Genomic DNA, 25119 nt, shown 5'->3' with positions numbered 1-25119 from the left:
TTAATTTTAAGTTCTACAACTTAAAACTACCTTACACTTGTAATCAAAATCTTGTTCAGTTTTCAAAGATCTACTCTGACGCAACGTCGTCTCATTGTACCTCAACGCCGCATGTAATAATATACCATGTGGTTAATTTATTGTCAATAGAAAAGTTTGACTAATTTTAACCAAATTGTTTTGGCGCACTTAACGACAAGAACTACTATACCAAGGAAACAAAATTACGTCAAGACTTTTTTACAAAAAAAGCACTTAGATCTTTATCTAAATGCTTTTTCTAATTATTTTAGTTCAGGAGCATCAGTATGATACATCGGAACCGTGGACTTACCACCATTCTGATCAATTAGATCAGTTTTACGTTCTTTATCAGCCTTATCCAACTGTTCCATTGCATTCTTTGGCTTATAATTATAGTCTTTTCGATCCACAGGCTTAAATCCTTTAGGATGATAGAAACGAAGTAAATCACCATAGATAACTCTATCAGAAAGAGACAAATCACTAGTTACATAGTTCTGAATTCCATCAACTTCCTGCTGTTGTTGCTTATCTGGTTTAATAACTTGACCAGTCTTAGAATCATAGATTGTTCCACCAACCTTAGTGTATTTAGGAGTTACGAAATCTCCATCCCTAAATGGAACAATTTGGTTAGGATTATTCCCCAACAAATCATGTCCGAACTGGATCATATCATCATTCTTAATCCCCAATAAATGAAGCAGCGTTGGTAAGACATCGATTTCTCCACCATAAGTATGATCAACGTGCCCATCCAAATTATCAGCATGGATCATAAATGGCACCTTCTGAAAGTTAGCCAAATCATAGTTATTAACCGACTTTTTACCTAACATCTTAGCAATTGCAGGACGATGATTATTAGAAATCCCATAATGGTCACCGTATAAAACAATGACACTATTCTTCATTAATCCCGTTGCTTTTAGATATGCTTCAAACTCACCAAAAGATTGATCTAAATAATGAGCCGTTTGGACATAAGGATCAACGGTACTATCCCCCGTTTTAAGAGCAGGAAAAGAAACATTTTGTTTATCTAATTCATAAGGATAATGATTAGTCAAAGTGATAATTTTGGCATAAAACGGCTGTGGTAGCTTTTCAAGATAAGGAACTGAATCTTTAAACATAATCTTATCTTTCATTCCATATCCAACATTATACGAAGGTTTCTTCTTATAGTAGTTGCTATCGAAGAAGTACTGATATCCCCAAGACTTATAAGTATTATCTCTATTCCAAAAGCTCGGAACATCTCCATGAAAGACAGCCGTCGAATAACCCTTTTGGTCTAAAATTGCTGGAGCCGCCTGGAACGTATTCTGCGAACCATAAGTAACCATCGCAGATCCCTGGGGCAATCCATACAATGAATTTTCAAGCATCATTTCAGCATCTGAAGTCTTACCTTGAGCAACTTGATGGTAAAAGTTATCAAACGAAATCGTATGCTTATCACTATAAAACTTATTAATATTCGGAGTAACTTCCTGTCCATCAACTTTATAGTTGATTAAGAACTGTTGAAAACTCTCCAAATGAATAATAAAAACGTTTTTACCCTTTTCTTTCCCAAAATATTTAACGCTTGGATACGTCTGATGTTGATTAATAAATTTCTTGACACTATTCAAATCTGAAGCTTTCGCCTTTGCTCGCGTAGAACTCTCTTGGTGAGTTTGATATGCATTAAAAGCAGCGTATTCATTTAAGCCTAAATACTTAACGATATAATTATTATCAAACGTCCGAGTTAAAAGACCACTCCGATCCGAATTAGCAAGAGAATATTCTCCCCCCATAAGCAAAATCGAAAGTAAAGTAATTCCAATGGCATAGCGATACTTAAAGGGACGGTAATCGATTTTAATAATCCTGAAGACTAATAGTAAGATTAAAACCACAACATCCAAATAAATCAAAAAATCCGTTGGATGAAGAATTTCCATCATACTCTTGCCCAAATTATTTTGGACGTCTCCGGTTCCTTTAATAATACCAATTGACAAGAAGTCAGAGAATTCTCGATAATATAAAACATTAGCAAACATCCAAGTCGACTGTAGAAAATCAATTATCAGCATCAGCCAATAAGAAAGCTTGCCGCGAAAGTATAAAGCAATCCCAAACAAGAGCAGTCCTGATGGAATTGGATTAACAATCATCAAAAAGGTTTGCATGCCACCCTTAACACCCAAACTAAAGTCGACGTTATAAACAACCAAAGTAGTTATCCAATATAAAACGACTACCAGCACGAAGAAACCGATAGTAGTATTAAAAAAATTACGAATGCTTTTTAATATTCGAGACATTCTAGTTTCCTCCAAAACTCTTATGACTTTCGCTTTTTAGTATTTTCCTATTCTTTTGTGCCTTTTTACTTGGCTTCATCACGAGGGCAAAGGCTCCCAAAATCAAACCTAAGTAATACGTAAGAATCCGCCACAGGATCATCGCAAGTACTAGCTTACTTCCATTAGTAATATAACTTCTAAAAATCATCTCAAAGCTATACTCAGCTCCACCTGCTCCTCCAGGAATGGGAAAAATCGAGATAATCATCACAATCAAAATGTGGAGACTGGTTACCATTACCACATTAGCATTGGTATAACCTAACGAAAGCATAATAAAGTAGGGAATTAAGTAATAAAAAAGCAACTGAAAAAAAGTGATTATGAATATTTTAGCCATCAACTTCCCCTGGTGACCAATTCTCACACTCTCTTTGTAAAAGTTATCAATCTTCTTATTTAATGTATTTACTAACTTATAAAATGTAGCATCTTTTACGAACCACTTCACCGGTTTGATACAAATATTAACAAATTTTTTAGTAAATGAATGCCAATACATGATCATAAGTAGTGAAACGATCACAAACATGTGAATGCCAAATCCGAACACAACAAACCATGCCAGAGCGTGCATTTTATCAATAACGTAGTTAAAACCGATTATTAACGCAATAAAAAAATTAATTACTATCATGGCTTGGTAAACAACAAACTTCATAAGTAGTGCAGAACTAGCCCGACCACCATCAACTCCCGATTGAATTAAAACAAATAGTTGAGCCGGCTGACCACCAGATGAAAACGGAGTGATCCCATTAAAAAGTTGCTCCACTAAAGGTACCCGGATTGCATCCCGAAAAGTAAAATTAGGATCACTATTTCGAACTAACATGTAAGTAATCACGGATTCAAGAGCAAAATAAAGCAAAATGCACCCTAAAGCAACTAATAACCACCATGGATTAATCTCAACAATATCTCTTATAAGAACGCTAAACTTAATGTCTCTAGCTGCATACCATGAAATAAGTAATCCAAGGGCAATCATGATAAGTAGCGAGACTTTATTTCTCCTGGACATTCAATTACCCCTTTTTCGCCTGGTCAAAATAAAAATCATGCCAAATCTTGGCTAGATGATCCTCGGAATAATAATCAGATGCTTTAAGTGATTTTTCAGCATATGCTTTCAGAAGCTTAGGATCATTTAACAACATCTTAAGTTTTTTATCCATTTCAGCCTCATTATTTGCTGAAATGTAATACCCGTCAATAATTTTTTTATAAAGGGATAAATCCCGCAACATAACAGGAATCCCACACGAGAATGCCTCTAAAACAGACATCGGGAATAACTCATTATACGACGGTAAAAGAAATAAATCAGCCATATTATAATAATTTACTAATTCTTTACGATCAACGATTCCGGGAAAACTCAGATTTTGAGGTGGATTATCAACCAATTCTTTCAACTCAGAATATCCAGCTGTCATTTTTCCAAATGAAAATCCTCCTGCCCAAACAAATTGAACGTTTGGATTTTGCATTGCTAATTTACCAAAATCAAGAACGCCCTTTCTGGTCTGAACTTGACCGGTCCCGAGCACCGTAAACCGTTTTGTTTGATAACCATAACTACTTCTAAGAGCTTCTTTCCGGCTCTTTGAAACCGGATAAAACTCTTTTTTACTTACAAAATTTGGAATATATGTAATTTTCTTTTTATCAATCCCATATTTTTCAAGTTTAGGTATAAAAGTTGGATTTACAACGACAATATGATCCATCCGTTTATAAAAGGCAATTACATACTTATAAAAAATTTGTCGAAATGGAGTAGGAATTTTTAAACTCCCCTCAAGCGTTTCCGGCAAAAAATGAACGTATCCAATCTTTCGTCCCATTTTTTTTGAAAATGTAGACAAATAAAACGTTGGATTAATGGTGTGATAATGACTAATGTTCGCTTGATTAAATTTATTAATCTCAATGTCAAACTCGTTTGGAAAATGTTTCTTTAACATCTTAATTAACTCAATGTATGCACTACCAACTCCTTGACCTTTTACTTTGTCAGCAGTTGAAAACATATCGATCTTTAACATCAACAAAACTCCTCAGTCAGATGTGTTAGTTTGCTTAGCTTTAGTTTGATCAAACTCTTTGATTGTATCATCATAAAAGCTCAACATCTGATCCACAAAATACTCAGCTGAAATTTCGTGTAATTTCTCTTCACGGACATTTTTGGAATCGGGATATTCACCTCGGTTTTGCAAATAATCCACCGTTTCAGAAACAAACCTTTCTTCTGACTCAAACGTCATTCCAATTGATTTATCATCAATTAAGTCATCGGTGTACGGACTTCTTGCAACGACAACTTTGGTGCCAGCAGCAACTGCTTCAATGTACGTTAACCCCTGAGACTCAGAATTAGACGTAGAAACAAAAACATCTGCCATTCGATAATAATCATTGACATGATTATTATTAATTTCTCCGGTGAAAATAACATGGTCGTTAAGTTTCATGTCAGACACTTGCTTCATTAAATCATCTTCGGCAGGTCCTTCACCCACAATCACAAGCATAGCATTTGGAACTTGATCCAAAATTTTAGGTAGTGCATCGATCATTTCGGAGATGTTTTTTTCATACGCAACTCGACTAACGGAAACCATCAATGGGGTCTCATCACTAATGCCTAATTTTTTTCTAATATCAACATGGTCATTTTCTTCATAATGCTTAACGTCAATCCCGGTTGGAATAATTCGAATGGGACTCTTAACCCCATAATCAGTAAGCTTGTCCAAGACACGCTTACTTGGTGCCACCACACCGTCCATGTGATGACAAAAAGCTAACATCATTTCTTTTACGTGTACTGGTTTTAATAATTTGCCGTTGGCAACATAGTGCAAATAATCTTCATACATCGTGTGATAAGTGTGAATACAAGGAATATTCAAATTTTTAGCAACGAACTTCCCGATAATTCCAAGTGAAAATTCAGTTTGGGTATGAACGATATCTAATTTTAATTGCTTAGCAATTTGATAAGCCTGAAATATTCCTCTGACGGCGATTCTTCTTTCGGTAAAAGAAATAAAGGGAACACTTGAAAAACGGTAAATGTCTTTTTCATCGTCATCATTTTTTTCAACGTTAGGATCAGTTGTAGTAAAAATATAGACATGATTTCCACGCCTTTCTAACTCATCTTTTAACGTTTTGATTGACGTAGCAACTCCGCTAACTTGTGGAAAATAAGTATCTGTAAACAAACCAATATTCACGTTGTTTTCCCCTCTCTCTTTAACGTTAAACAAATGTAATTATATGGGTTTCCCGCATGGTTTGCAACTTTGTGCCTAACTACTCAAACCTAAGTAAACCATCTACTCTGGCATCTTAGAGATAAAGTCATCAATCATCTTATTAACGTCACCAGTGGTATCTGCATTTTTAACGACACTATCAGCTAACTTACTTGCTGATTTCGAATTAATTTTACTAATATATGCTTTAGTTTTTAAAATTTGAGTTGGAGTGGCTGATAATTCATCCACTCCTAACCCAATCAAAAAAGGAATCACCTGTGGATCACACGCAACCTCACCACAAACACCCACGGTCTTAGAAGCGTTATGAACGATCCTAACGACCCTTTCAATTAAACGAAGCACGGCTGGATCACAAGCTTGGTACAAATAGGAGACACGCTCATTTAAACGATCAACAGCAACCGTGTACTGAACTAGATCATTAGTGCCAATACTTACAAAATCTACTCTTGAAATGATCTTATCAATCATAATTGCTGCCGCTGGAACTTCAATCATCGTTCCTAATTGAACATCTCCAAGTTTAACTCCTCTATCAATCAAATTCTGGCGTTCTTCAGTGTAAATCGAAAGAACCTGATCCAGCTCTGAGACCGTTGATATCATAGGAAACATGATCCGAATTGGTCCATAAGCTGAAGATCTAAGGAGTGCCCTGATTTGAGTGCGAAAAACCTTGCTTTCACCTAAACTATAACGAATGGCACGATAGCCAAGAAAGGGATTCGTCTCATTATGGGAAATATTAGGCAAATAATTAACTAGTTTATCTCCACCAACATCCATTGTCCTAAAAGTTAACTGCTTTCCTTTTACTTTTGAAACAATGTTTTTGTATATCAAAAATTGTTCGTCTTCGCTCGGGAGATGGTCAGAATCCATGTAAATGTATTCGGTACGAAATAATCCAATTGAATCAGCCCCAACTTCTAAAGCATTATCAACTTCATTTTCGTTACTAACATTAGCCCCCAATAGCAGAGGGTGCTCATCTAATGTCTTGGTCGATTGGCCCTTGAACTTTTCCCATGACCTTTTTTGTTTTCTAAATTTTTCAAGCTTTGTCTGGAATTTCTCGATTTCATCTGAATTGGGACTTTCAATAACGTTTCCACTACTTCCGTCAACAATCAATTGTTCATCATTTTTTAAATGATTTAGGCTGTCCTGCAATCCTAGTACAGCTGGAACGTCCATACTTCTAGATATAATGGCTGCATGAGAATTCTTGGTTCCAACAGCTGTAACAATCCCTTTAATATTTTTCTTTTGAACTTGTGCAATCTGAGTTGGAGAAATGGAATTAGCAACAATAATAACTGGCTGGTTAATAAGTGATAGATCGGGAGTATCGACGCCAAGTAGACGTCCCAAAAGCTGATCTCTTATATCTTCAATATCATGAACCCGTTCCCTTAAATACGGATCATTCATATTCAAAAAAATAGCTGCATATTGATTGAATACACGATTCAATGCAAATGCAGCATTCTTTTTTTCTTCTGTTATGACTCTTTTAACCTCATTAATCAACTCTGGATCAGATAAAACTTCTAAATAAAAATCTAAAATATCAAGATATTTTTTAGCCATTTCAACTCTATTACTTTGTTTGATTTTTATAATAGTAGTTTTGGTATCTTGAAACGTTTTTTTAAGGCGTGCTTTTTCTTCGTCTATACCCAAAAAGGCTTCTTTATTAAAAGTTAAATCTGGTTTAGTTAAACAATAAGCTTTTCCAAATGCGATCCCATCACTAACACCAATACCCTTAAAGGTAGTCATATTAGTCGATCAATCCTTCATCTTTCATGGTTTTAGCAATTGCATCAAGGGCTTCTTTAGCATCGTCACCATCGGCTGAAATAGTAATATCAGCACCTTGGCCAACTCCTAATGACATAACACCCATGATTGATTTTAAGTTTACAGATTTATCACCATATTCAAGACTAATATTTGAATCAAATTTGCTAGCGGTCTGAACTAACAAAGTTGCTGGACGAGCATGAATGCCAGTTTCTGCCGTGATTTTGAATTGACGTTTCTCCATAATGAACGCACTCCTTTAATCGTTTATTTAACTCTATTTACAGTTTAAGAATATCAATTTATCATCTAAAAAACAAGTAATTATCATAAATCGCTTACATAATTGTTATGACGCTAATTTTCAGACGAATAATGATAGGTTAAAATGCCCTTTTCGCTGGCTTTCCCTACGATTCTTTTCCGTGTTGGAAAGCTCATAAAAGCCTGCTGAAATTTCGGAAAATCCTTTGGTTCAACCGTCAAATATTTGATTTTTCCATCCTTTAATTGGTTTAAGAGTCCGGTAAAGTCATTTTCGTTTTTATCCATAATTATTGCCTCCTAATCGGTTTCAATGTTACCACATTAAAATAATTTCTAGATCAGTCAAAATACTTGATTGAATGTTATTAGTGCGTATAATATTCATGAATGGTCAATAAAGGTCAGACTTTCGTCTGACAATTTAGTTAAGCAAAAGGAGGCTTAAACTATGGAAGGACAAGGTTCATACGGATTTGGTAGTCTAGATGACTTTCTTCGTGCCATGCAAAATGGCCAAGTCAATGATTATCAAGTTCCACCACAAAGTGGACGCGGCAACGGCCGAAATGGTTCAAAATCAATTCTTTCAACTTACGGAACTGATTTAACTAAAAAAGCTAAAGCCGGAAAACTTGACCCAGTAATCGGTCGTGATAAAGAAACGGCTCGAGCAATCGAAGTTTTAAATCGTAGAGGCAAGAATAACCCGGTCTTGATTGGTGAAGCCGGAGTTGGAAAAACAGCAATCGTTGAGGGTCTCGCTCAAAAAATTGCTGATGGTACTGTTCCAGAAAAACTTCAAAACAAACAGGTAATTCAATTAGACATGGTTTCAATGGTTCAAGGCACAGGTATTCGTGGTCAATTTGAAAAACGAATGCAACAATTAATTAAAGAGGTTCAGTCAAACCGTAACATCATCTTATTCATTGATGAAATTCATGAAATCATGGGTGCAGGTAATGCTGAAGGTGGTATGGACGCAGGTAACGTCTTAAAACCTGCTCTTGCTCGTGGGGACTTTCAATTAATTGGAGCAACCACCCTAAAAGAATACCGTGACATTGAAAAAGACTCTGCTCTTTCAAGACGACTTCAACCAATCATGGTCAAAGAACCAACGGTTGATCAGTCCATCAAGATCCTAAAGGGTCTACAAAATCGTTATGAAAACTATCATCTAGTCAAGTATACCGATCAAGCAGTGAAAGCGGCAGCTACCCTTTCCGATCGTTATATCAGTGATCGTTACCTTCCGGACAAGGCAATTGATTTACTTGATGAAACTGGTTCCAGAAAGAATTTAACTTTAAACATTGTTGATCCAAAAACAATTGACAAAGAGATTGACAGTGCTGAAAATGAAAAGAAGACGGCTTTAGATAAAGAAGACTACGAACAGGCCGCTTACTACCGTGATAAGATCAAACGACTTCATCAAAATAAGGATAAGGGTGCTACAAGTGAGAAACACAACACCGTTACCGAAAAGGATATGCAACAAGTTGTTGAAGAAATGACCAATATCCCAGTTGGAGAACTACAAACCAAAGAACAACAACAATTAAAGGACTTAGCTCCAAATTTAAAGCAACATGTGATCGGACAGGACAAGGCTGTTGATTCAGTTGCTAAAGCCATTAAACGAAATCGAATTGGTTTTAATGGTAGCGGTCGTCCGATTGGTTCATTCCTATTCGTTGGATCCACTGGGATTGGTAAGACTGAGATGGCTAAACAACTTGCCAAAGAATTATTTGGATCCGAAGATTCAATGATTCGATTTGACATGTCAGAGTATCGTGAACCACAATCAGTTGCTAAATTGATTGGTTCACCGCCTGGCTACGTTGGATACGATGAAGCTGGCCAATTAACCGAAAAAGTCCGTCGTAATCCTTACAGCTTGATTCTGTTAGATGAAGTTGAAAAAGCTCATCCAGACGTTCTTCACACATTCTTACAAATCTTAGATGACGGTCGTTTGACTGACTCACAAGGTCGAACGGTTTCCTTTAAGGACACTGTCATCATTATGACTAGTAACGCCGGAAGCGATGCCGAAGCAAGCGTTGGGTTTACACCAGAAGCAACTGGTAAAACTCATTCTGTGATGGATAAATTAGGACTTTATTTCAAACCTGAATTTCTCAATCGTTTTGATGACATCGTTGAATTCAACCAGCTTTCTAAGAATAACTTAAATCAAATTGTCGATCTGATGATTAAAGATATGAATAACATGTTAGCGTCAAGAAACGTTCACATTGATGTTTCCAAATCGGCCAAAGCAAAAATTGTCGAACTCGGTTACAATCCGTCAATGGGCGCCCGTCCGCTTCGACGAGTAATTCAAGAACAGTTAGAAGACCAAACGGCCGACTACTTCTTGAATCATCCAGAAACTAACAATCTTGTTGCTGATACAGACAAGAACAACAATATCGTTATTAGTACTAAGTAGTGAAAGAGACTTAGATTAGAATTCTAATCTAGGTCTTTTTTTATTTCCAGAAATGGTAAAATCAATATAAACCATCTTTGGAGGAAAATTATGTTTAATTGGATGAAAAAAATCTTTTCAAAAAATAATCATAACTACAAGCATTCAAAACATCGGATGAAAAGACCAATCAGACAAAACAACGTTAAAAAGACGACAACCTCCATAGATCCATCCGAAATTTCTTTAAACAAGCCAAAATCAATTCATACCACCACTCCATTACCTGCCGAAAATCATCAATCAACTCCTAAAAAAGAGGTTATCAGAACCCCAAGTACAGTTTTTATGGAATTTGTCGATCAAAACGGGAATCAATTAAAATCAACTGAAATCATTAGTGGTTCAGTTGGCGATCCAATTAATTTCATCGTTCCCAAAATAAAAAACTACATATTAGTTAGTGTTGATGGAATGACTAAAAAAATGCAAGCAAAAAAACAACTAATCAAGTTTCATTACATCCCTAAGTTAGGCCAACCAGTTAGCGTTTACTGCTTTGATTTTGATTCATTTCGCTTGCTTCTCCCTCCCAAAATCGTGAATGGTCCATTAAACCAGCAGTTTACACTAAAGGCTCCTGTGATTCCTAACTACCAGCTTCACCTGTCGGTTGGTGACTTAAACGGTCAATTCACAAATAAAACCAAAAATATCATCTTATATTACCGACGTTCTAACTGGAAAGTGGTTCAGTCAGTCAATTATTTAGTCAAAATGAAAATTCCCACTTCCGTTTATGATTCACCGGTGCGAAAGCAAAGATACGATCAAATTTTACCAGCTGGATCAACTTGGCGTGTCTTTACAGAAATTCGAACTAATCAAGATGATTGGTTAAATCTCGGCGGATCACAATGGATCAAAAAGCGATCCACGATTCGTACCTATAACAATGACAAACGTCTAACCTAAAAAAATCCCACTCAATAAGAGTGGGATTTTTTTTACAAATTTTTGTCCATGTTATATGTCAATTTAGAGAGTGTAAGACCCTTTTCCATCAATTCATGCATAAATTGATAGGTTCGACTCCTCATTTCTTTGACCAATTGCTGATTCTGATCTTTCAAAAATTCAGATGCGTCCTGATCATTCATATTATCAGCTTGACCCATCGTATCTGATATATGCCCTAAAAATAACTCGTTAGCATGTTTCTTAAAATTACGATCCTGTTGAATAAAATTACTGTAATGAGATTCAACGATCATCGATAGTTTACGATACATCCAGTATGCGCTCTTATCATCCATCGTGAGAGGGGTAACCTCATAACTTGGATCAGTCTCGTCAACGTTCGCAAAAAAAGGAACATATGGACTAAAGGCGGGAATTCCAAAATTTAGCCACATAATTGCCGAACATTTATCACTTACATCATTTCTAATTTGCAGAACATGTGAATTTTGGGTTCGATTCATTGAAATTGGTCTAAACTGAGTATTCGATTCTTCTGGATCCTTAGCTAATGGATCATATTTGGTTTCGTTATAATGAGAACTCAAAATAAACTCAACATCACTAACTTCAATTTTACGGCTTGCTTTTCTAATAAACGGGAGGTCATTTGAGGTTGGCTCCTGCTCAATCTCGGGATTCAGCACCTTTTGCCCATACCAAACTCGAGGTGTGTTGTAATGGTGATCAAATTCATTATGAGTTCCAAAGATGTGTCTAAAATTAAATCCCTCTTTATCAGGATTTAACTGGTACTTTTCAACAAACTCTTGTAACCCATCGGAATACATAAAGTTCTCTGGATCATCAAAGTCAACCTGTTGAATCGCAACCTCATTTGCTACGACCGCATAACAATCGTCAGGAATTCGTTGTGCAACCCAGTGGTGACCAGTAACGATCTCCATGTACCAGACTTCGTTCTTGTCACTAAAAAGGACCCCATTTCCCTCTGGTGAACCATACTTTTTGATTAAATTTCCAAGATAAGCAACTCCATCCCTCGCGGAATTAATGTAAGGGAGAACCATTGATTGTAAAGAATCTTCAGCCAGTCCATGCTGAACAAGCGGATCATGAGCTAAAGCATGCTCGTTTCCATAAACACTTTCAGTGGCACTCATTGCAACATTCTTTTCATTAAATCCACTTTCAGCATAAACGCCTTCTTTTTTAACGTCAGCGTTCGGTGTCATCAAAATTCGGTAACCCGACTTTGGCATTGGAGCAGTAAAGCCGTTTTGGTTGGATTTCCAAACTTTGTCCTCGTTATGATATGCAGGTTGAACATAAAAACGTTGAGGAGTTAATGGTAAAAAGGTATCATCATTTCTAGAAATCATCGTTGACCCATCAACACTAGCGTCTTTACCAACCATCACACTGGTACAAGCACTTAACTTTTTCATAATTCACATCCACCTTTCACAAAAACTAGTTTATATCGAATATTACGTCAATTCAATCCTAAAGCTTGGCAGTTAACTTGACATCAGGATATTTATCTTTAAACCAGCGTTCTGCAAACTCATTTTCAAAAAGGAATAACGGATCCCCCCTTTGATCCCGTACTAAAATATTTCTAGACGAAGACATCTTTTCGTCCAGCTGGTCAGGGTCAATCCACCGGGCAATTTTATGCCCCATTGGTTCCATCACAACATCTGAGTTATATTCATTTTTCATTCGAAATTGAAATACTTCAAACTGAAGCTGACCAACTGCTCCCAAGATATACTGTCCCGTACTGTAATTAGTGTAGAGCTGAATGGCTCCCTCTTGTACTAATTGTTGAATGCCCTTATGAAACGACTTCTGCTTCATAACGTTTTTGGCTGAAACTCTCATAAATAGTTCTGGAGTGAACTGTGGCAGCTTTTCAAACGCAATCGGTTTTTTGCCGGTATAAATGGTGTCGCCAATCTGAAAATTACCAGTATCATAAAGACCAATAATATCTCCAGCAACCGCTGTTTGAACGTTTTCACGCGTATTAGCCATAAATTCAGTAACGTTTGATAAACGGATCGGCTTCTGGGTACGATCAAGGGTAACATCCATGCCCTTTTGAAATTCACCAGAGCAAATTCGTACAAAGGCAATTCGATCACGATGACGTGGATTCATATTAGCCTGAATCTTAAACACGAATCCAGAAAATTCTGGTGCCGTTGGTTCAATTTCATTTCCTTGAAGAGTTTTGTGAGGACCTGGAGCTGGTGAGAGCTTCAAATAAGCGTCTAAAAAAGTTTTAACCCCAAAGTTAACCAACGCTGAGCCAAAGAAGACTGGTGTTTGATCACCCTTGGCAATTTTTTCTCTGCTAAATTGATTCCCAGCTTCAGAGATTAAATCCATTTCACTTCTAGCATCTTGATAAATGCTATCGTCTGCTAGTGAGTTATCTCCAATAAGATTGCCATCATCATCTAGTTTAATAAAGTTCTGACCATCCGCTTCTGGTTTATAAAGTTCAACTCGATGATCATAACGGTCGTACAGCCCCTTTAAAATTCGACCAGAGCCAATGGGCCAGTTCATCGGATAAGCCTCAATTCCCAGTACATCTTCCAATTGATCGATTAATTCCATGGGATCCTTGCTATCACGATCAAGCTTATTCATGAAAGTAAAAATTGGAATTCCACGCATTTTACAAATTTTAAATAACTTTTTAGTTTGCGGTTCAATTCCCTTAGCGGCGTCAATCACCATCACGGCAGAATCCACTGCCATAAGAGTCCGGTAAGTGTCTTCTGAAAAATCTTCATGTCCCGGTGTATCAAGAATGTTAATCCTTTTTCCCTGATAATCGAACTGCATAACCGAACTAGTAACTGAAATTCCACGCTTCTGTTCAATTTCCATCCAATCTGACTTAGCAAAATTTCCACTTTTTTTAGCCTTAACGGTTCCAGCTTCCCGAACAATCCCACCAAAGAGGAGTAGCTGTTCGGTGATAGTGGTTTTCCCAGCATCAGGATGGGAAATAATGGCAAACGTTCTTCGTTTATCGACTTCTTTTTCTAGGTCTGCTTTTTTCATCTTTACTTCCTTTCTGTTATAGATTAATTGTATACCATCAAACAAACAAAAAATCCGGAAAACTCCGGATTATTTTTAACGAATTTGTTGCATCACATAATCAATCGTCTTAATCGAACTAAGTCCATCGTTAATCCGACAGAAGCGATTGTAAAATTGCATAAATTTAGGATCGTTTTCAACGTTTTCGTCTTTTAAATCAGTTGAGATTCCCTTCATTAACTCATCAGAATCATAGACGATCCTTCCAGGCAAATCTCGTTCATAATTCAAGTAAAAGCCACGCAACTCATCCTTATACACGTGATAGTCATAAGGATAGAACAAAATTGGCCGTTTAAGGTAGGCGTAGTCAAAAAAGACTGAGGAATAGTCGGTTACCAGCAAATCTGAAATTAAATATAAATCAGAAATGTTGGAATAGTTCGATAGGTCATAGACGAACCCTTTGTAATCAGAGACGTCTAATGCATTCGAAATCAAGTAGTGCATCCGTAGAATTAGGACAGTATCACTTCCAAAGTGTTGTTTGAACTCTTCCAAACTAAACGGTAGCTTAAAGGTATATTTCCCCTTACTCTCAAACTGATTATCTCGGTAAGTAGGAGCATATAGGACAACTTTCTTGTCCCGTGGGATTCCCAATCGATCCTTAATCTTATTAATCTCAGTAGGATTATTCCCGTTAATCAATTCATCATTTCTTGGATATCCCACCTTTAAAATCTTGTTTTCATACCCGAAGGCACTTCTAAAGACCTTGGTTGAAAAATCATTTGGTGAAATCAATGCATCCCAACGATTAGCTTCTTTAACAAAGTTATCATGGTACTTATTGGTTGTCGTACCAGGCATTGAAACTCGTTCAATATCTAACCCTAACTTCTTTAATGGTGTGCCATGCCAAGTTTGAACATACGTTACATAGTCTGGTTTAACGACCCAGGCAGGAAATCTAGCATTGCTAATCCATACCTTAGCCTTTCCCATGGTACGAACCCAACGTCCCGTATTTTTAATTACATAGTTAATGTTATGGTCTTTACAAAATTGCTTTTGTGACTTTTGAATGGACCACACAAAGTTAATCTTAGGATGTAATTTTTTAAACACCTGATAGATAGCATAAGGACTATCACTCACCTGACGTCCACCAAAGCTCTCAAACACGATCGTCGTAGTAGCAAATGGTGTATGCCCCCGTTTAAACAACTTTCGTAAACGCAAACGATTAACTTTACTTAATAAGATTTTAAACGATTTCCACAAATGCTTAGCTTTTCCGTAAAACTTAGTAAGTCTTTTTGTAGGAGACGGCCGTCTTCTTTTAATAACACGAAGTTGACCTTGCTTTCCCTCTTTTAATACTAATTCACGATTATCACCTAAGTGAGAAACGGTTTTAAACGATGAAAGCGAAACATCCATCACCAATCTTTGCTGAAAATGCTTACCATGATAGTCATACCTGATATACAAACGATATGTATCTTCATCCTTTAGCTCTTTAAGCGGAATGGTAATCGCAAAAATCCCTTGAAAAGGTGAATCGGTAATCGGATAAAGTCGTTTGCTTTGATCACTTGCTTGTTTAATTACAATTGCCATCTGATCAAGTTTTTTACCGTCAATGTGGTTAAACCCCGTTAATCGTAAATTACCGCCACCAAGCAAATTAACCGAGTTCATCACAAATTGCTTTTTAGATCGGTTCGTTCTGACATAAAAGACCGCCATGCCAGAAGGGTCAATCTCATATTGATAATAAGCATTTAACCCAATCCGCCGAACGGCACTCACGTATTCACCTTCAACTTGAATAAGAGTTCGATGGTCACTATTACCACACGAATAATAGAGTTGCCATTCAAATTCATCCTGTCCCACGGAGTCAAAGTGAAATTTATTTGGATCAATTATAATTGCTGCCTCATTGCCACTTACATCCCCTTTAAGAACAGGGACGGTGATTGAGGCTAAGCTTTCTTTTTCAATCAAAGTAACAGTTGCATCTTCATCAGCGTAACTAGGATTAATTAACTCAAATTCAATTTTCAACTTTGTTTGTTTTGGTATAACGTTAGAAAGTATTGCTCGCATTATTTCTCCTTAATAGTTGAAAATCACGTTTTGACCAAGATATTTAGAAAAGTTAACCATATCATCCAAATCGATAAAAATGGTAGTCTCCTTACTTTCAGCATACTTATTAACTAAAGCAACGTTAAATGCTGAAATATCACTATAACGGCTTGCATTGCCATAGTCTGAAATGACATATGATCGAGCATCTGAACCTTTAGACAAATACTTCAAATTACCAAGATTAACATCATAATCGATTAAATCACTAGTTGGTCTAGCAATCTTTAAACTTGTTTCTGGAGGTGAAACAACCGAGGTTTTACTAAGATAAAAAATCTGAGCTGCTCCACCGTTACTTTGATCCACCCGACATGCCACGTCACCACGTTGATTTAAAAATTTAATTACTTGATGTTCATCATTAATCCGTTTGAAAACGGCAGTAGCCTTATCATGATTGTCATAATAAATCGTTTTGCTAACGTTATCTCCGTCATAAAAGATCACTTTGAATAAACCTGACCCAGCCAAAATTTCCTTTCGTTCAGCTCGAACCACCCCATTATGGTCACTGTAGACTTGAACGGATTGACCCTTAACCACTCTGTCGTGAACGTCAAATTGGGTTAAATCGTTATTTAAATCATGATTTTGATCAAAAATCCCACGTTGTTTACTAAAAACGTCAAACAATTGGATGATTTCTAATTGCACTTGCTGATGAAAAGAATCAGATAATTTTCTAATTAAAGTGGCCACATACTGTGATTGATCGTAGTTTAAAATGGAAATTACAACTTTAATTGAATTCCCGTCATCGATCATTCTTTCCAATCGTTCTTTAAATCGGGGCTTTTCAGCTCCATGAACTGAAGTTACCAAAAAAAGTGCTTGTTTCATTTTGCTCCCCTTAAACTAAAACATTCTAAGAAATAAAACGAAGAATCCTGGGACTTAAACTAATCTTTCCAATCCTTTTGGCTCGTGACGCCTAAATCAGACTTGATCTTAGACGTTGAAATTCCTTGGGTTCGCGGCAAATAAATCACTTTACAATACTCTTTAAGAAAGTCAAACTTACCCTTCCAATCGTCACCCATCACAAAGATATCAATCTTATGATCTTTAATATCTTGAATCTTCTGGTTCCATCCCTTTTCAGGAATTACTTCGTCAACGTAGCGGATAGCGTCTAAAATGTACTTACGATCCTCATAAGAATTATAAGCACGTTTCCCCTTTACGGCATTAAACTCATCCGTCGAAAGACCTACCGTCAATGAATCACCTAATTCACGAGCACGTTTTAATAAACGCACATGACCCTTGTGAAGCAGATCAAATGTGCCATACGTAATTACTTTCGTCATAATATCTCCTGTCAGAAGACCATAATTAATACTCCTATTTATCAACAACTAAATGTTAGCATATCTTCCATTATCGTCAATAAAATTCACGATCCATAACTAAAGTTTAATTTGGCTCATTTTCAGATGAATTAGTTTTTGCTGAATTAGTGGAGTTCGAATCGTCATGTTGAACTAACCAAATATTGTAACAATATTCAATCACAACCTTCGCAATCGCATAAACTGGAATGGCTAGAATCATCCCAAACAACCCAGCAATGTGACCAGCTGCAAGTAAAATGATAATAATAGTTAGTGGATGAATCTTTAACGATTTCCCAATCACATTCGGGTACACCAAGTTTCCATCAATTTGTTGAACAATAATGACTACCACAATTACCCAGATAACTTGCATAATATTATCTGAAAAAGCAACAAAAAGTGATGGAATAATTCCAATGTAGGGACCAACGTATGGGATGATATTACATAATCCGGCAAAGACCCCGAGCAAAAGAGCATACTTTTGGCCGATCAGAAAGTATCCTAAAGTGGTAAACGTTCCAACAAACAGACACTCAATGACTTGGCCACCGATGTAACGTGAGAGAGTATGATTCATTTTTTTAAGTAGCGTTACCGTTTGTTTCCTGTGGTGTTTGGAAAGTCCTGGAGTTAACTTTTCAATGCTTGGAAGTAGTTTGTTTCCATCCTTTAACATGTAAAACAGAATGACAGGAACAGTAATTGCCGTGATAACCACGTTCGTTGCCATCGAAATAATCGTTCCCGCACTATTCGTCAAATTAGCCAAAACCGTTTTCAAATACGATGAATATGAGGACTGAATCTTGTCAACAATGGGACGCCAGTCCACTTTTTTTAAAAATCCATAACGTGTGATTTTAGTTAGTAATGTCTGCCCTTGTTTAGCAAATTCAGGCGCTGCCCCTACCATGTTAGCCACCTGAGTAATCAACCGTGGTACAAATGAAAACGCCATGTAAACAATAACCCCAATCACAATCAAAAATACGATGGCGGTGGCCCAGGTACGATTAATGTGTTTTGTTTTTGTGATTTTTATTTTCATTAGGAGGTTAACGATCGGATTTAACATGTAATACAAGAATCCCGCTAACAAGAGTGGGACGAAGATCGTTGACACAAAAATTACAATCGGCGAAAAAACAAAACTAATTTTGGAACATAAATAAACGATTCCAACTGCAATCAAAATCTCAACCGTCCAAAAAAATAAAGCCGAATTTTTAAATCTATTCATTTGATTCACTCCAATTAATTTTCTTTTGTGTCCAAAAATTGATCAATATCATCAAGATCAAAGCCCTTTCGATATAACAACTGCTTGGCTTTCTGACGTCGACTCATATCATTATACTTCTTATACTTATTCCAAGCCTTGTTACCCTCTTCAGCAAGTAACTCATTTTGATGATCGACATCACTTTGAAAGTCTAATTCACTAATGATTGTATCAATATCATCAAATGAGTATCCCTTTCGGTACAAAGCCGTCTTAGTTTTTTGCATCCGTTTGTTAAAGGGATATCGCTGATTATGAGCAAAGATTTTTTGGGCCTGCTTTTTACCATTTTTAAGCGTCATTTCGCTCGAATAATTAACTGAAACTGCCTCATTTATGTATTCATCTGCAATTCCCTTTTGTTTTAAATACCTTGAAACAGCCATGGGACCCTTATTCTGTTGTTCAACAATTCCTTTGACGTAGGTGTCAGCATAATGTTCATCATTAAGTAGATTAATCTGTTCTAGTTTTTCAACCGCTTCATCGACTGCTTCAAGGTTGTCTGAATATGATTTTAACTTATCTCTAACCTCTTTTTTTGAACGAGTCTGATACGAAATAAAATCAATAGCCTTATTATATAACTTTGAAACATCGTCCGCCGCCTTAATTTTGTCAATCTTACCTTGGCTTAACTCAGATCCCTTAAAGATCCCAAACTGAATCATTACTTCTTCACTCACAGGAAAAGCATAATGATCATTGATGTATACGTTATATCTCCCTGGTCTTTTTTGCGAAACAATTTTTGTGACCCTTAATTTATTTGCATTTTGCTTATCCATCAGCGCTAACTCCCATCAAATTAACAATTTGAAACTATTCTGATATACTTATTTGAAAACACTACAAAGGAAGTGGTTTCACTCATGCCAAAAGCACACGTGATTTACGCCACCATTACTGGTAATAACGAAGACGTTGCTGATATCGTCACCGAGGGACTTGAAGACCTTGGCGTAGATGTCGAAGAATCTGAAATTTCTCAAACCGACGCGGACGAACTTAAAGATACCGATATTATTGTTATATGTCCATACACCTACGACGAAGGAGCTCTCCCTGAAGAAGGGATGGACTTTTTTGAAGATTTAGATTCACTGAACCTAGAAGGAAAAGTTTTTGGAGTGGCTGGTTCTGGAGATGTTTTTTATCAAGAATATTATAACGTTGCCGTCGACGCATTTACCAAAGCTTTAAGGAAAACTAACGCTACTCAAGGAGCTAAAAGCGTCAAAATCAATCTTGAACCTGATGAAGATGACATCAAAGTTCTTGACCAGTTTTCTCGTGAACTGGTGAAATCCAGCGAAAAATAATTTAGCAAAAAACATCACCACCTAATTCTGGGTGGTGTTTTTCTTTTTGGAACGAAATTTACGTGCACTAGAAATAATAGACCGAACGGATCCGTTTGTTGATTCAATGTTACCAGTAAAGTACTCTTGGATACTGGCATTAATAACGGCACCAAACATCAGCACGAGCCCAATAAAATATAACCACAACATCACTACTATAAAAGTTCCTAACGTCTTATAAGCGGTAATATTTCTAAAAAAGTACTCAATGATTAGCGAAAAAGCTTGTGACAAAATCATTAAACCAAGCACAGATATCGCTGATCCTAGAATTGTATAACGAATCTTGGTCTTAACACTTGGCACAAAATAGTACAAAAGCATCACAACTATGAAAGACCCAGAAATAATAAATGGAATTCGAATGGATGCCACCACTTGCGTTGCAATGGTTGAAAGATGCAGAATTGGTCTCAAGTACGTGATAATTTCTTGACCAAACCCTTGCAAAATCATTAAAACAATCAATAAGAGTACCAGTAAAAGCATCCACACAAATGAAATTAAACGATTCGTGATGGCATTCTGAGTGTCAGCTACTCCGTAAGTTCGGTTAACCGTTCGTTGAAATGCTGCCATCGCCTGACTAGCTGACCAAATTACCAGCAACAACCCAATCGATAAGCTACCACCACTATTATTATTATCAAAAGCTGACTTAATCATGGGCAAAAGCATCGTATAAATCGATGACGGAACCGCGGTTCTGATATACATTAAGATATCATTAGGATCTCCATGTAAAAGTTTAATGATGCTACCAATCATAATTAAAATTGGAAACAGTGATAAGAGGGAATAATACGCCAAGACGATGGCAGAATCAGAAACGTTTCCCATCTTAAAATGTTTCATAACTAACTTAACAAATGAAATTACTTTTTGATTTGTTTTTAGTTCCACAAGCTAGGACTCTCCTTTAAAAGTTGCCTCAATTGCAGATAAAATTTGCTTAGCTGCCGTTCCATCCCCATAAGGATTATGAGCATCAGCCATCTTTCGGTATTCATCTGGATTATCAAGTAAGTCCTCCATCGCATCTTTAATGGCCTTAGGATCAGTCCCAACTAATCTCAAAGTGCCCGCTTTAACTCCTTCGGGGCGTTCAGTCGATTCTCTAAGAACCAAAACGGGCTTTCCAAGTGAAGGAGCTTCTTCTTGAACCCCACCAGAGTCGGACATAATAAAATAACTCCGAGCAGCCATATTATGAAAATCAACCACATCTAAAGGTGCAATCAAATGGATCCGAGAATCGCCCTTAAAAATCTGTTGGGCCATCTTTTGAACCACTGGATTAAGATGAACTGGATAAACCACATCCACATCAGGATGTGAATCAACAACTTGTTTAATTGCTTGAAACGTTCGTTTCATTGGTTCACCTAGATTTTCGCGCCGATGCATTGTAAGTAAGATGATCCGCTGTCCATCATCAATGTTATCTAAGATCGAATGATGATAATTATCACTCACCGTTTGATGAAGGGCATCAATGGCAGTATTCCCGGTAACAAAGATGTTTGACCCCAGATGATTCTCTTTTATTAAATTTTGCTTACTTAACTCCGTGGGTGCAAAGTACAAGTCAGCTAAAACATCCGTTAATTGACGATTCATTTCCTCTGGATATGGGGAATATTTATTATGAGTACGCAGCCCTGCTTCAACGTGACCTAACATTTTTTTATGATAAAAAGCAACCACTGAAGCGGCAAACGTACTCGTAGTATCACCATGAACTAGAATAATATCTGGATTAGTTTTAGAAATAATTGGACCTAACTTAGTGATCACAGAAACAGTAATATCTCCAAGTGTTTGATCATTCTTCATAATGTTTAAATTATAATCGGGAGTGATTTTGAAAATATCGAGAACCTGCTGCAGCATTTCACGATGTTGACCCGTGACCACTGTGATTGGTTTAAACTTGTTTCGATTTCGCTTCATCTCTAAAATAATTGGAGCCATCTTAATGGCCTCCGGTCGAGTTCCAAAAACAGTCATAACTTTAATTGGTCTGGTCACATTTAATCCCTCCCATTTGCCTAGTACCTTAAGTATATCAAAAGATTTACCCAATTCCGATGCCAAACCACTTTAAATAATGATAAAATGATATTAAACAATCTGTAAATAATTGGTAATGTATTTTTGAATTTAAAAGTTTAATTGCCAAGTACTAAGGAGTAATTAATTTTGGAAAAAATTAGTCTGATTGTTCCTTGTTATAATGAACAGGAATCAATTGAACTTTTCTACAAAACTGTGGAAAGGGTTTTTGCACAAATGAATAAAGACGGTGAAAAGTATGAGCCTGATTACCTTTTTATAAATGATGGATCAAGTGACAATACCTTTAAGATCATTAAAAATCTTCACGAAAAACATCCTGACACCGTTCACTTCATCTCATTTTCAAGAAACTTCGGGAAAGAAGCTGGAATGGCTGCTGGGCTAAGAAATGCCAAAGGCAATTACATTGCATTAATGGACGTTGATCTCCAAGATCCGCCGGAACTCCTTCCTAAAATGCTCAAAATTATTCAGACCCAGGACTATGATTGCGTTGGGTGTGTCCAAACAAGCAGAAAGCAAAATCCAGTTCGAGCTTTCTGTTCTTCGATGTTTTATAAGATCATCGATAAAATGTCAGACGTTAAAATTAAACCTAACGTTCGAGATTATCGTCTAATGTCTCGACGTTACGTCGATGCAGTAAATGAACTAACAGAATACAATCGATTCTCAAAAGGAATCTTTGCTTGGGTTGGTTTTAACACCAAATATTTAGAATATCAGGGGGTCCCTCGGGCTGCTGGAGAAACTCATTGGTCTTTCTCACAATTGGTAGAATACTCGATGGAAGGAATTATTGATTTCTCTGATGCCCCACTAACCTTTGCCACTTACGTTGGGATAATCTCATTTTTACTCTCACTCGTTGGGATTGCTTTTGTCGTTATCAGGGCATTATTCTTTGGAGGAGCCGTATCTGGTTGGCCTTCTTTAGTATCAATTATTCTCCTAATCGGTGGAATCCAACTCTTCTGTTTGGGCATTCTAGGAAAATACATTGGAAAAATTTATTTAGAAACGAAACACCGTCCTCAGTACATCATTAAGGACGAAGCATAGTTTAACTGGTAGCCACCTATAAATTATAGGTGGCTTTTTTATACAAAAAAGACTTCACATAAAGTGAAGTCTTTTTGAATTTATTAACTAACTTAGAACATTCCCAGAATTCCATTCAGAATCAAGACCATTATTAGCCCCACAACTGAAATCACGGTTTCTAACACCGTCCAAATTGAGAAAGTTTGTTTCATAGTTAAGTCAAAGTATTCTTTGAACATCCAGAATCCGGCATCATTAACGTGTGATGCGGCAAGTGATCCAGCACCAATGGCTAAGGCCATCATTACTGGGTTAACGTTCAATGAAGACATCAGTGGCATAACAAGTCCGGCAGCAGTCATTCCAGCCACCGTAGCTGAACCTAGCGATACACGAAGAATAACGGCAACTAACCAGCCAAGGATGATTGGAGATAGTGATGAATGCATCATGATGTTCTTAACGGCATCACCAACACCACCATCAATCAAGACTTGCTTGAAGGCACCACCACCACCAATAACCAATAGAAGCATGGCAATTGATTTAACGGAGGCTTCAATACTCTTAGAAACGTCACTCATTTTCTTACCACGATGGAAGCCCATTGACCAGATGGCAAATACTAAAGCGATTACCATGGCAATCATTGGGTTACCTAACATCGAGATAATAGCATCAAATCCTGATGGCTTAGCAACTGCTTTCCCGCCATGGAAAACTAACTGGTAAATGGTATTAACCGCCATGAAAATAGCTGGTAATAATGAAGTTAAAACCGAAAGACCAAAACTAGGAGTTTCATCTAATTTGTATTCTTTAACTTCACCAAAAGCTGGCAGGCTCTTCTTGACTACGAACGCGCTCGGAACAAACTTCTCAGCAAACTTCGTAAAGACAGGACCCGCAATTAAAACAGCTGGAATTGCAACAATGATACCAAAGAGCAATACCTCACCAATATTAGCGCCCAAGGCTGTGGCAACAGCAGTTGGAGCAGGTTGTGGTGGTAAGAATCCCTGGGTTGCTGACAATGCAGCCGCCATTGGAATTCCTAGATAAACAAATGGTACATCGGCTTCAAGGGCAACCGCGAAGACGATTGGAGTAAGTAATACCAATCCAACTTCGAAGAACAATGACATTCCGATAATGAACGAAGCAATTACGATTGCAATCTGTAATCGCTTCTTTCCAAATTTGTCGATCAGCGTCTTGGCGATTCGATACGAACCACCAGAATCAGAAACCAAACGACCGATCATGGCACCGAATCCGAAGACGATGGCCAATTCACCTAATGTACTACCAATACCAGTCTTAATGGCATCGGCAATTGATGCTGGGTTCATTCCTAATCCAAGCGCAACTAAAATAGCTGTGATGATCAAGGAAACAAAAGTATTTAGCTTAAGTTTGATGATCATGAAAAGGAGAAGTGCGATTCCTAAAATCAACACTATGAAGGGCATGTATGACATTTCTTTTCCTCTTTCCAATTATTAAATTAAAACAACGCTATAAATTAATTGTATACGGTTTCATGCCAGTTTTCAACACCATCTTTTAAAATTAAGCTTTAAAATAGCACTAGCCAC

Annotated in this window: 21 protein-coding genes; 4 read left to right on the top strand and 17 right to left on the bottom strand. The window is 36.9% G+C overall.

Annotated elements, in window-relative coordinates; genetic code table 11:
* Positions 1–284: 284 nt before the first annotated feature.
* The 7 genes from AC6UDC_RS02915 to ykzS all read right to left on the bottom strand — a co-directional run bounded on the left by AC6UDC_RS02915 (position 285) and on the right by ykzS (position 8044).
* The gene (locus tag AC6UDC_RS02915; protein ID WP_500696563.1) at positions 285–2345 is read right to left on the bottom strand and encodes an LTA synthase family protein; all 2061 of its coding nucleotides are present in this window, start codon (positions 2343–2345) and stop codon (positions 285–287) included.
* Between the two features lies 1 nt (position 2346).
* A complete protein-coding gene (locus AC6UDC_RS02910) occupies positions 2347–3411 on the bottom strand; it encodes a lysylphosphatidylglycerol synthase transmembrane domain-containing protein (RefSeq protein ID WP_500693602.1) in 1065 nt (354 codons plus the stop codon).
* Between the two features lie 4 nt (positions 3412–3415).
* Positions 3416–4438 carry a glycosyltransferase family 4 protein gene (locus tag AC6UDC_RS02905; protein WP_500721195.1) on the bottom strand — a complete coding sequence of 341 codons (1023 nt, stop codon included), beginning with the start codon at positions 4436–4438 and terminating at the stop codon, positions 3416–3418.
* 12 nt (positions 4439–4450) lie between these two features.
* A complete protein-coding gene (locus tag AC6UDC_RS02900) occupies positions 4451–5635 on the bottom strand; it encodes a glycosyltransferase family 4 protein (protein WP_500721193.1) in 1185 nt (394 codons plus the stop codon).
* Between the two features lie 102 nt (positions 5636–5737).
* Positions 5738–7468 (bottom strand): phosphoenolpyruvate--protein phosphotransferase, encoded by a 1731-nt coding sequence (ptsP, locus tag AC6UDC_RS02895; RefSeq protein WP_500706335.1) that lies wholly within the window; start codon positions 7466–7468, stop codon positions 5738–5740.
* Between the two features lies 1 nt (position 7469).
* Entirely contained in the window at positions 7470–7736 is a 267-nt protein-coding gene (locus AC6UDC_RS02890; RefSeq protein WP_500693598.1) for a phosphocarrier protein HPr, read from the bottom strand.
* Between the two features lie 113 nt (positions 7737–7849).
* Positions 7850–8044: a protein YkzS gene (gene ykzS, locus AC6UDC_RS02885; protein ID WP_500693597.1), complete on the bottom strand. Its 195-nt coding sequence runs from the start codon at positions 8042–8044 to the stop codon at positions 7850–7852.
* Between the two features lie 163 nt (positions 8045–8207).
* Between ykzS and AC6UDC_RS02880 the strand changes: the two genes are divergently transcribed.
* Together AC6UDC_RS02880 and AC6UDC_RS02875 are read left to right on the top strand one after the other, a co-directional pair.
* On the top strand, positions 8208–10223 hold the full coding sequence (locus AC6UDC_RS02880; protein WP_500695202.1) for an ATP-dependent Clp protease ATP-binding subunit: 2016 nt from the start codon (positions 8208–8210) through the stop codon (positions 10221–10223).
* A gap of 90 nt (positions 10224–10313) precedes the next feature.
* On the top strand, positions 10314–11177 hold the full coding sequence (locus tag AC6UDC_RS02875) for a MucBP domain-containing protein (RefSeq protein ID WP_500721191.1): 864 nt from the start codon (positions 10314–10316) through the stop codon (positions 11175–11177).
* 32 nt (positions 11178–11209) lie between these two features.
* On the opposite strand, the gene AC6UDC_RS02870 is transcribed toward AC6UDC_RS02875, so the two are convergent.
* The 7 genes from AC6UDC_RS02870 to recX form a co-directional block, all read right to left on the bottom strand.
* Positions 11210–12631: a C69 family dipeptidase gene (locus AC6UDC_RS02870; protein ID WP_500721189.1), complete on the bottom strand. Its 1422-nt coding sequence runs from the start codon at positions 12629–12631 to the stop codon at positions 11210–11212.
* 58 nt (positions 12632–12689) lie between these two features.
* The gene (locus AC6UDC_RS02865) at positions 12690–14267 is read right to left on the bottom strand and encodes a peptide chain release factor 3 (RefSeq protein ID WP_500721186.1); all 1578 of its coding nucleotides are present in this window, start codon (positions 14265–14267) and stop codon (positions 12690–12692) included.
* A gap of 75 nt (positions 14268–14342) precedes the next feature.
* Positions 14343–16367 (bottom strand): CDP-glycerol glycerophosphotransferase family protein, encoded by a 2025-nt coding sequence (locus AC6UDC_RS02860; RefSeq protein ID WP_500721184.1) that lies wholly within the window; start codon positions 16365–16367, stop codon positions 14343–14345.
* Positions 16368–16376: 9 nt separating this feature from the next.
* Positions 16377–17252, bottom strand: a complete 876-nt coding sequence (locus tag AC6UDC_RS02855) for a hypothetical protein (RefSeq protein WP_500695207.1) — start codon at positions 17250–17252, stop codon at positions 16377–16379.
* Positions 17253–17311: 59 nt separating this feature from the next.
* Complete coding sequence (gene tagD / locus AC6UDC_RS02850) at positions 17312–17722, bottom strand: glycerol-3-phosphate cytidylyltransferase (protein ID WP_500693590.1); 411 nt, start codon at positions 17720–17722, stop codon at positions 17312–17314.
* Positions 17723–17828: 106 nt separating this feature from the next.
* Positions 17829–18992, bottom strand: a complete 1164-nt coding sequence (locus tag AC6UDC_RS02845) for an AI-2E family transporter (protein WP_500693589.1) — start codon at positions 18990–18992, stop codon at positions 17829–17831.
* A gap of 14 nt (positions 18993–19006) precedes the next feature.
* Positions 19007–19822, bottom strand: a complete 816-nt coding sequence (gene recX, locus AC6UDC_RS02840) for a recombination regulator RecX (protein ID WP_500721182.1) — start codon at positions 19820–19822, stop codon at positions 19007–19009.
* Between the two features lie 84 nt (positions 19823–19906).
* Here recX and AC6UDC_RS02835 point away from each other — a divergent pair, with 84 nt between their 5' ends.
* Positions 19907–20356 carry a flavodoxin gene (locus tag AC6UDC_RS02835; protein WP_500721179.1) on the top strand — a complete coding sequence of 150 codons (450 nt, stop codon included), beginning with the start codon at positions 19907–19909 and terminating at the stop codon, positions 20354–20356.
* A 21-nt stretch (positions 20357–20377) separates the two neighbouring features.
* On the opposite strand, the gene AC6UDC_RS02830 is transcribed toward AC6UDC_RS02835, so the two are convergent.
* Together AC6UDC_RS02830 and wecB are read right to left on the bottom strand one after the other, a co-directional pair.
* On the bottom strand, positions 20378–21301 hold the full coding sequence (locus tag AC6UDC_RS02830; RefSeq protein ID WP_500695211.1) for a YihY/virulence factor BrkB family protein: 924 nt from the start codon (positions 21299–21301) through the stop codon (positions 20378–20380).
* A gap of 3 nt (positions 21302–21304) precedes the next feature.
* A complete protein-coding gene (wecB, locus tag AC6UDC_RS02825; protein WP_500721226.1) occupies positions 21305–22408 on the bottom strand; it encodes a non-hydrolyzing UDP-N-acetylglucosamine 2-epimerase in 1104 nt (367 codons plus the stop codon).
* A gap of 192 nt (positions 22409–22600) precedes the next feature.
* On the opposite strand from wecB, the gene AC6UDC_RS02820 reads away from it, so the two are divergent.
* A complete protein-coding gene (locus AC6UDC_RS02820) occupies positions 22601–23539 on the top strand; it encodes a glycosyltransferase family 2 protein (protein WP_500721177.1) in 939 nt (312 codons plus the stop codon).
* 92 nt (positions 23540–23631) lie between these two features.
* Here the strand turns inward: AC6UDC_RS02820 and AC6UDC_RS02815 are convergent, their stop codons facing one another.
* On the bottom strand, positions 23632–24993 hold the full coding sequence (locus tag AC6UDC_RS02815; RefSeq protein WP_500693612.1) for a gluconate:H+ symporter: 1362 nt from the start codon (positions 24991–24993) through the stop codon (positions 23632–23634).
* Positions 24994–25119: the final 126 nt, after the last annotated feature.

The organism is Fructilactobacillus sp. X7R7C1 (assembly GCF_059901065.1).
The sequence above is the reverse complement of the archived record's forward strand: the minus strand, read 5'-3'. Positions and strand labels throughout refer to the sequence as shown.

Bases quoted from the DNA above. Each gene is read 5' to 3' on its own strand.
- AC6UDC_RS02915 (WP_500696563.1), bottom strand. From the start codon at position 2,345: ATGTCTCGAATATTAAAAAGCATTCGTAATTTTTTTAATACTACTATC.
- AC6UDC_RS02910 (WP_500693602.1), bottom strand. From the start codon at position 3,411: ATGTCCAGGAGAAATAAAGTCTCGCTACTTATCATGATTGCCCTTGGA.
- AC6UDC_RS02905 (WP_500721195.1), bottom strand. From the start codon at position 4,438: ATGTTAAAGATCGATATGTTTTCAACTGCTGACAAAGTAAAAGGTCAA.
- ptsP (WP_500706335.1), bottom strand. From the start codon at position 7,468: ATGACTACCTTTAAGGGTATTGGTGTTAGTGATGGGATCGCATTTGGA.
- AC6UDC_RS02890 (WP_500693598.1), bottom strand. From the start codon at position 7,736: ATGGAGAAACGTCAATTCAAAATCACGGCAGAAACTGGCATTCATGCT.
- ykzS (WP_500693597.1), bottom strand. From the start codon at position 8,044: ATGGATAAAAACGAAAATGACTTTACCGGACTCTTAAACCAATTAAAG.
- AC6UDC_RS02880 (WP_500695202.1), top strand. From the start codon at position 8,208: ATGGAAGGACAAGGTTCATACGGATTTGGTAGTCTAGATGACTTTCTT.
- AC6UDC_RS02875 (WP_500721191.1), top strand. From the start codon at position 10,314: ATGTTTAATTGGATGAAAAAAATCTTTTCAAAAAATAATCATAACTAC.
- AC6UDC_RS02870 (WP_500721189.1), bottom strand. From the start codon at position 12,631: ATGAAAAAGTTAAGTGCTTGTACCAGTGTGATGGTTGGTAAAGACGCT.
- AC6UDC_RS02865 (WP_500721186.1), bottom strand. From the start codon at position 14,267: ATGAAAAAAGCAGACCTAGAAAAAGAAGTCGATAAACGAAGAACGTTT.
- AC6UDC_RS02860 (WP_500721184.1), bottom strand. From the start codon at position 16,367: ATGCGAGCAATACTTTCTAACGTTATACCAAAACAAACAAAGTTGAAA.
- AC6UDC_RS02855 (WP_500695207.1), bottom strand. From the start codon at position 17,252: ATGAAACAAGCACTTTTTTTGGTAACTTCAGTTCATGGAGCTGAAAAG.
- tagD (WP_500693590.1), bottom strand. From the start codon at position 17,722: ATGACGAAAGTAATTACGTATGGCACATTTGATCTGCTTCACAAGGGT.
- AC6UDC_RS02845 (WP_500693589.1), bottom strand. From the start codon at position 18,992: ATGAATAGATTTAAAAATTCGGCTTTATTTTTTTGGACGGTTGAGATT.
- recX (WP_500721182.1), bottom strand. From the start codon at position 19,822: ATGGATAAGCAAAATGCAAATAAATTAAGGGTCACAAAAATTGTTTCG.
- AC6UDC_RS02835 (WP_500721179.1), top strand. From the start codon at position 19,907: ATGCCAAAAGCACACGTGATTTACGCCACCATTACTGGTAATAACGAA.
- wecB (WP_500721226.1), bottom strand. From the start codon at position 22,408: ATGACTGTTTTTGGAACTCGACCGGAGGCCATTAAGATGGCTCCAATT.
- AC6UDC_RS02815 (WP_500693612.1), bottom strand. From the start codon at position 24,993: ATGCCCTTCATAGTGTTGATTTTAGGAATCGCACTTCTCCTTTTCATG.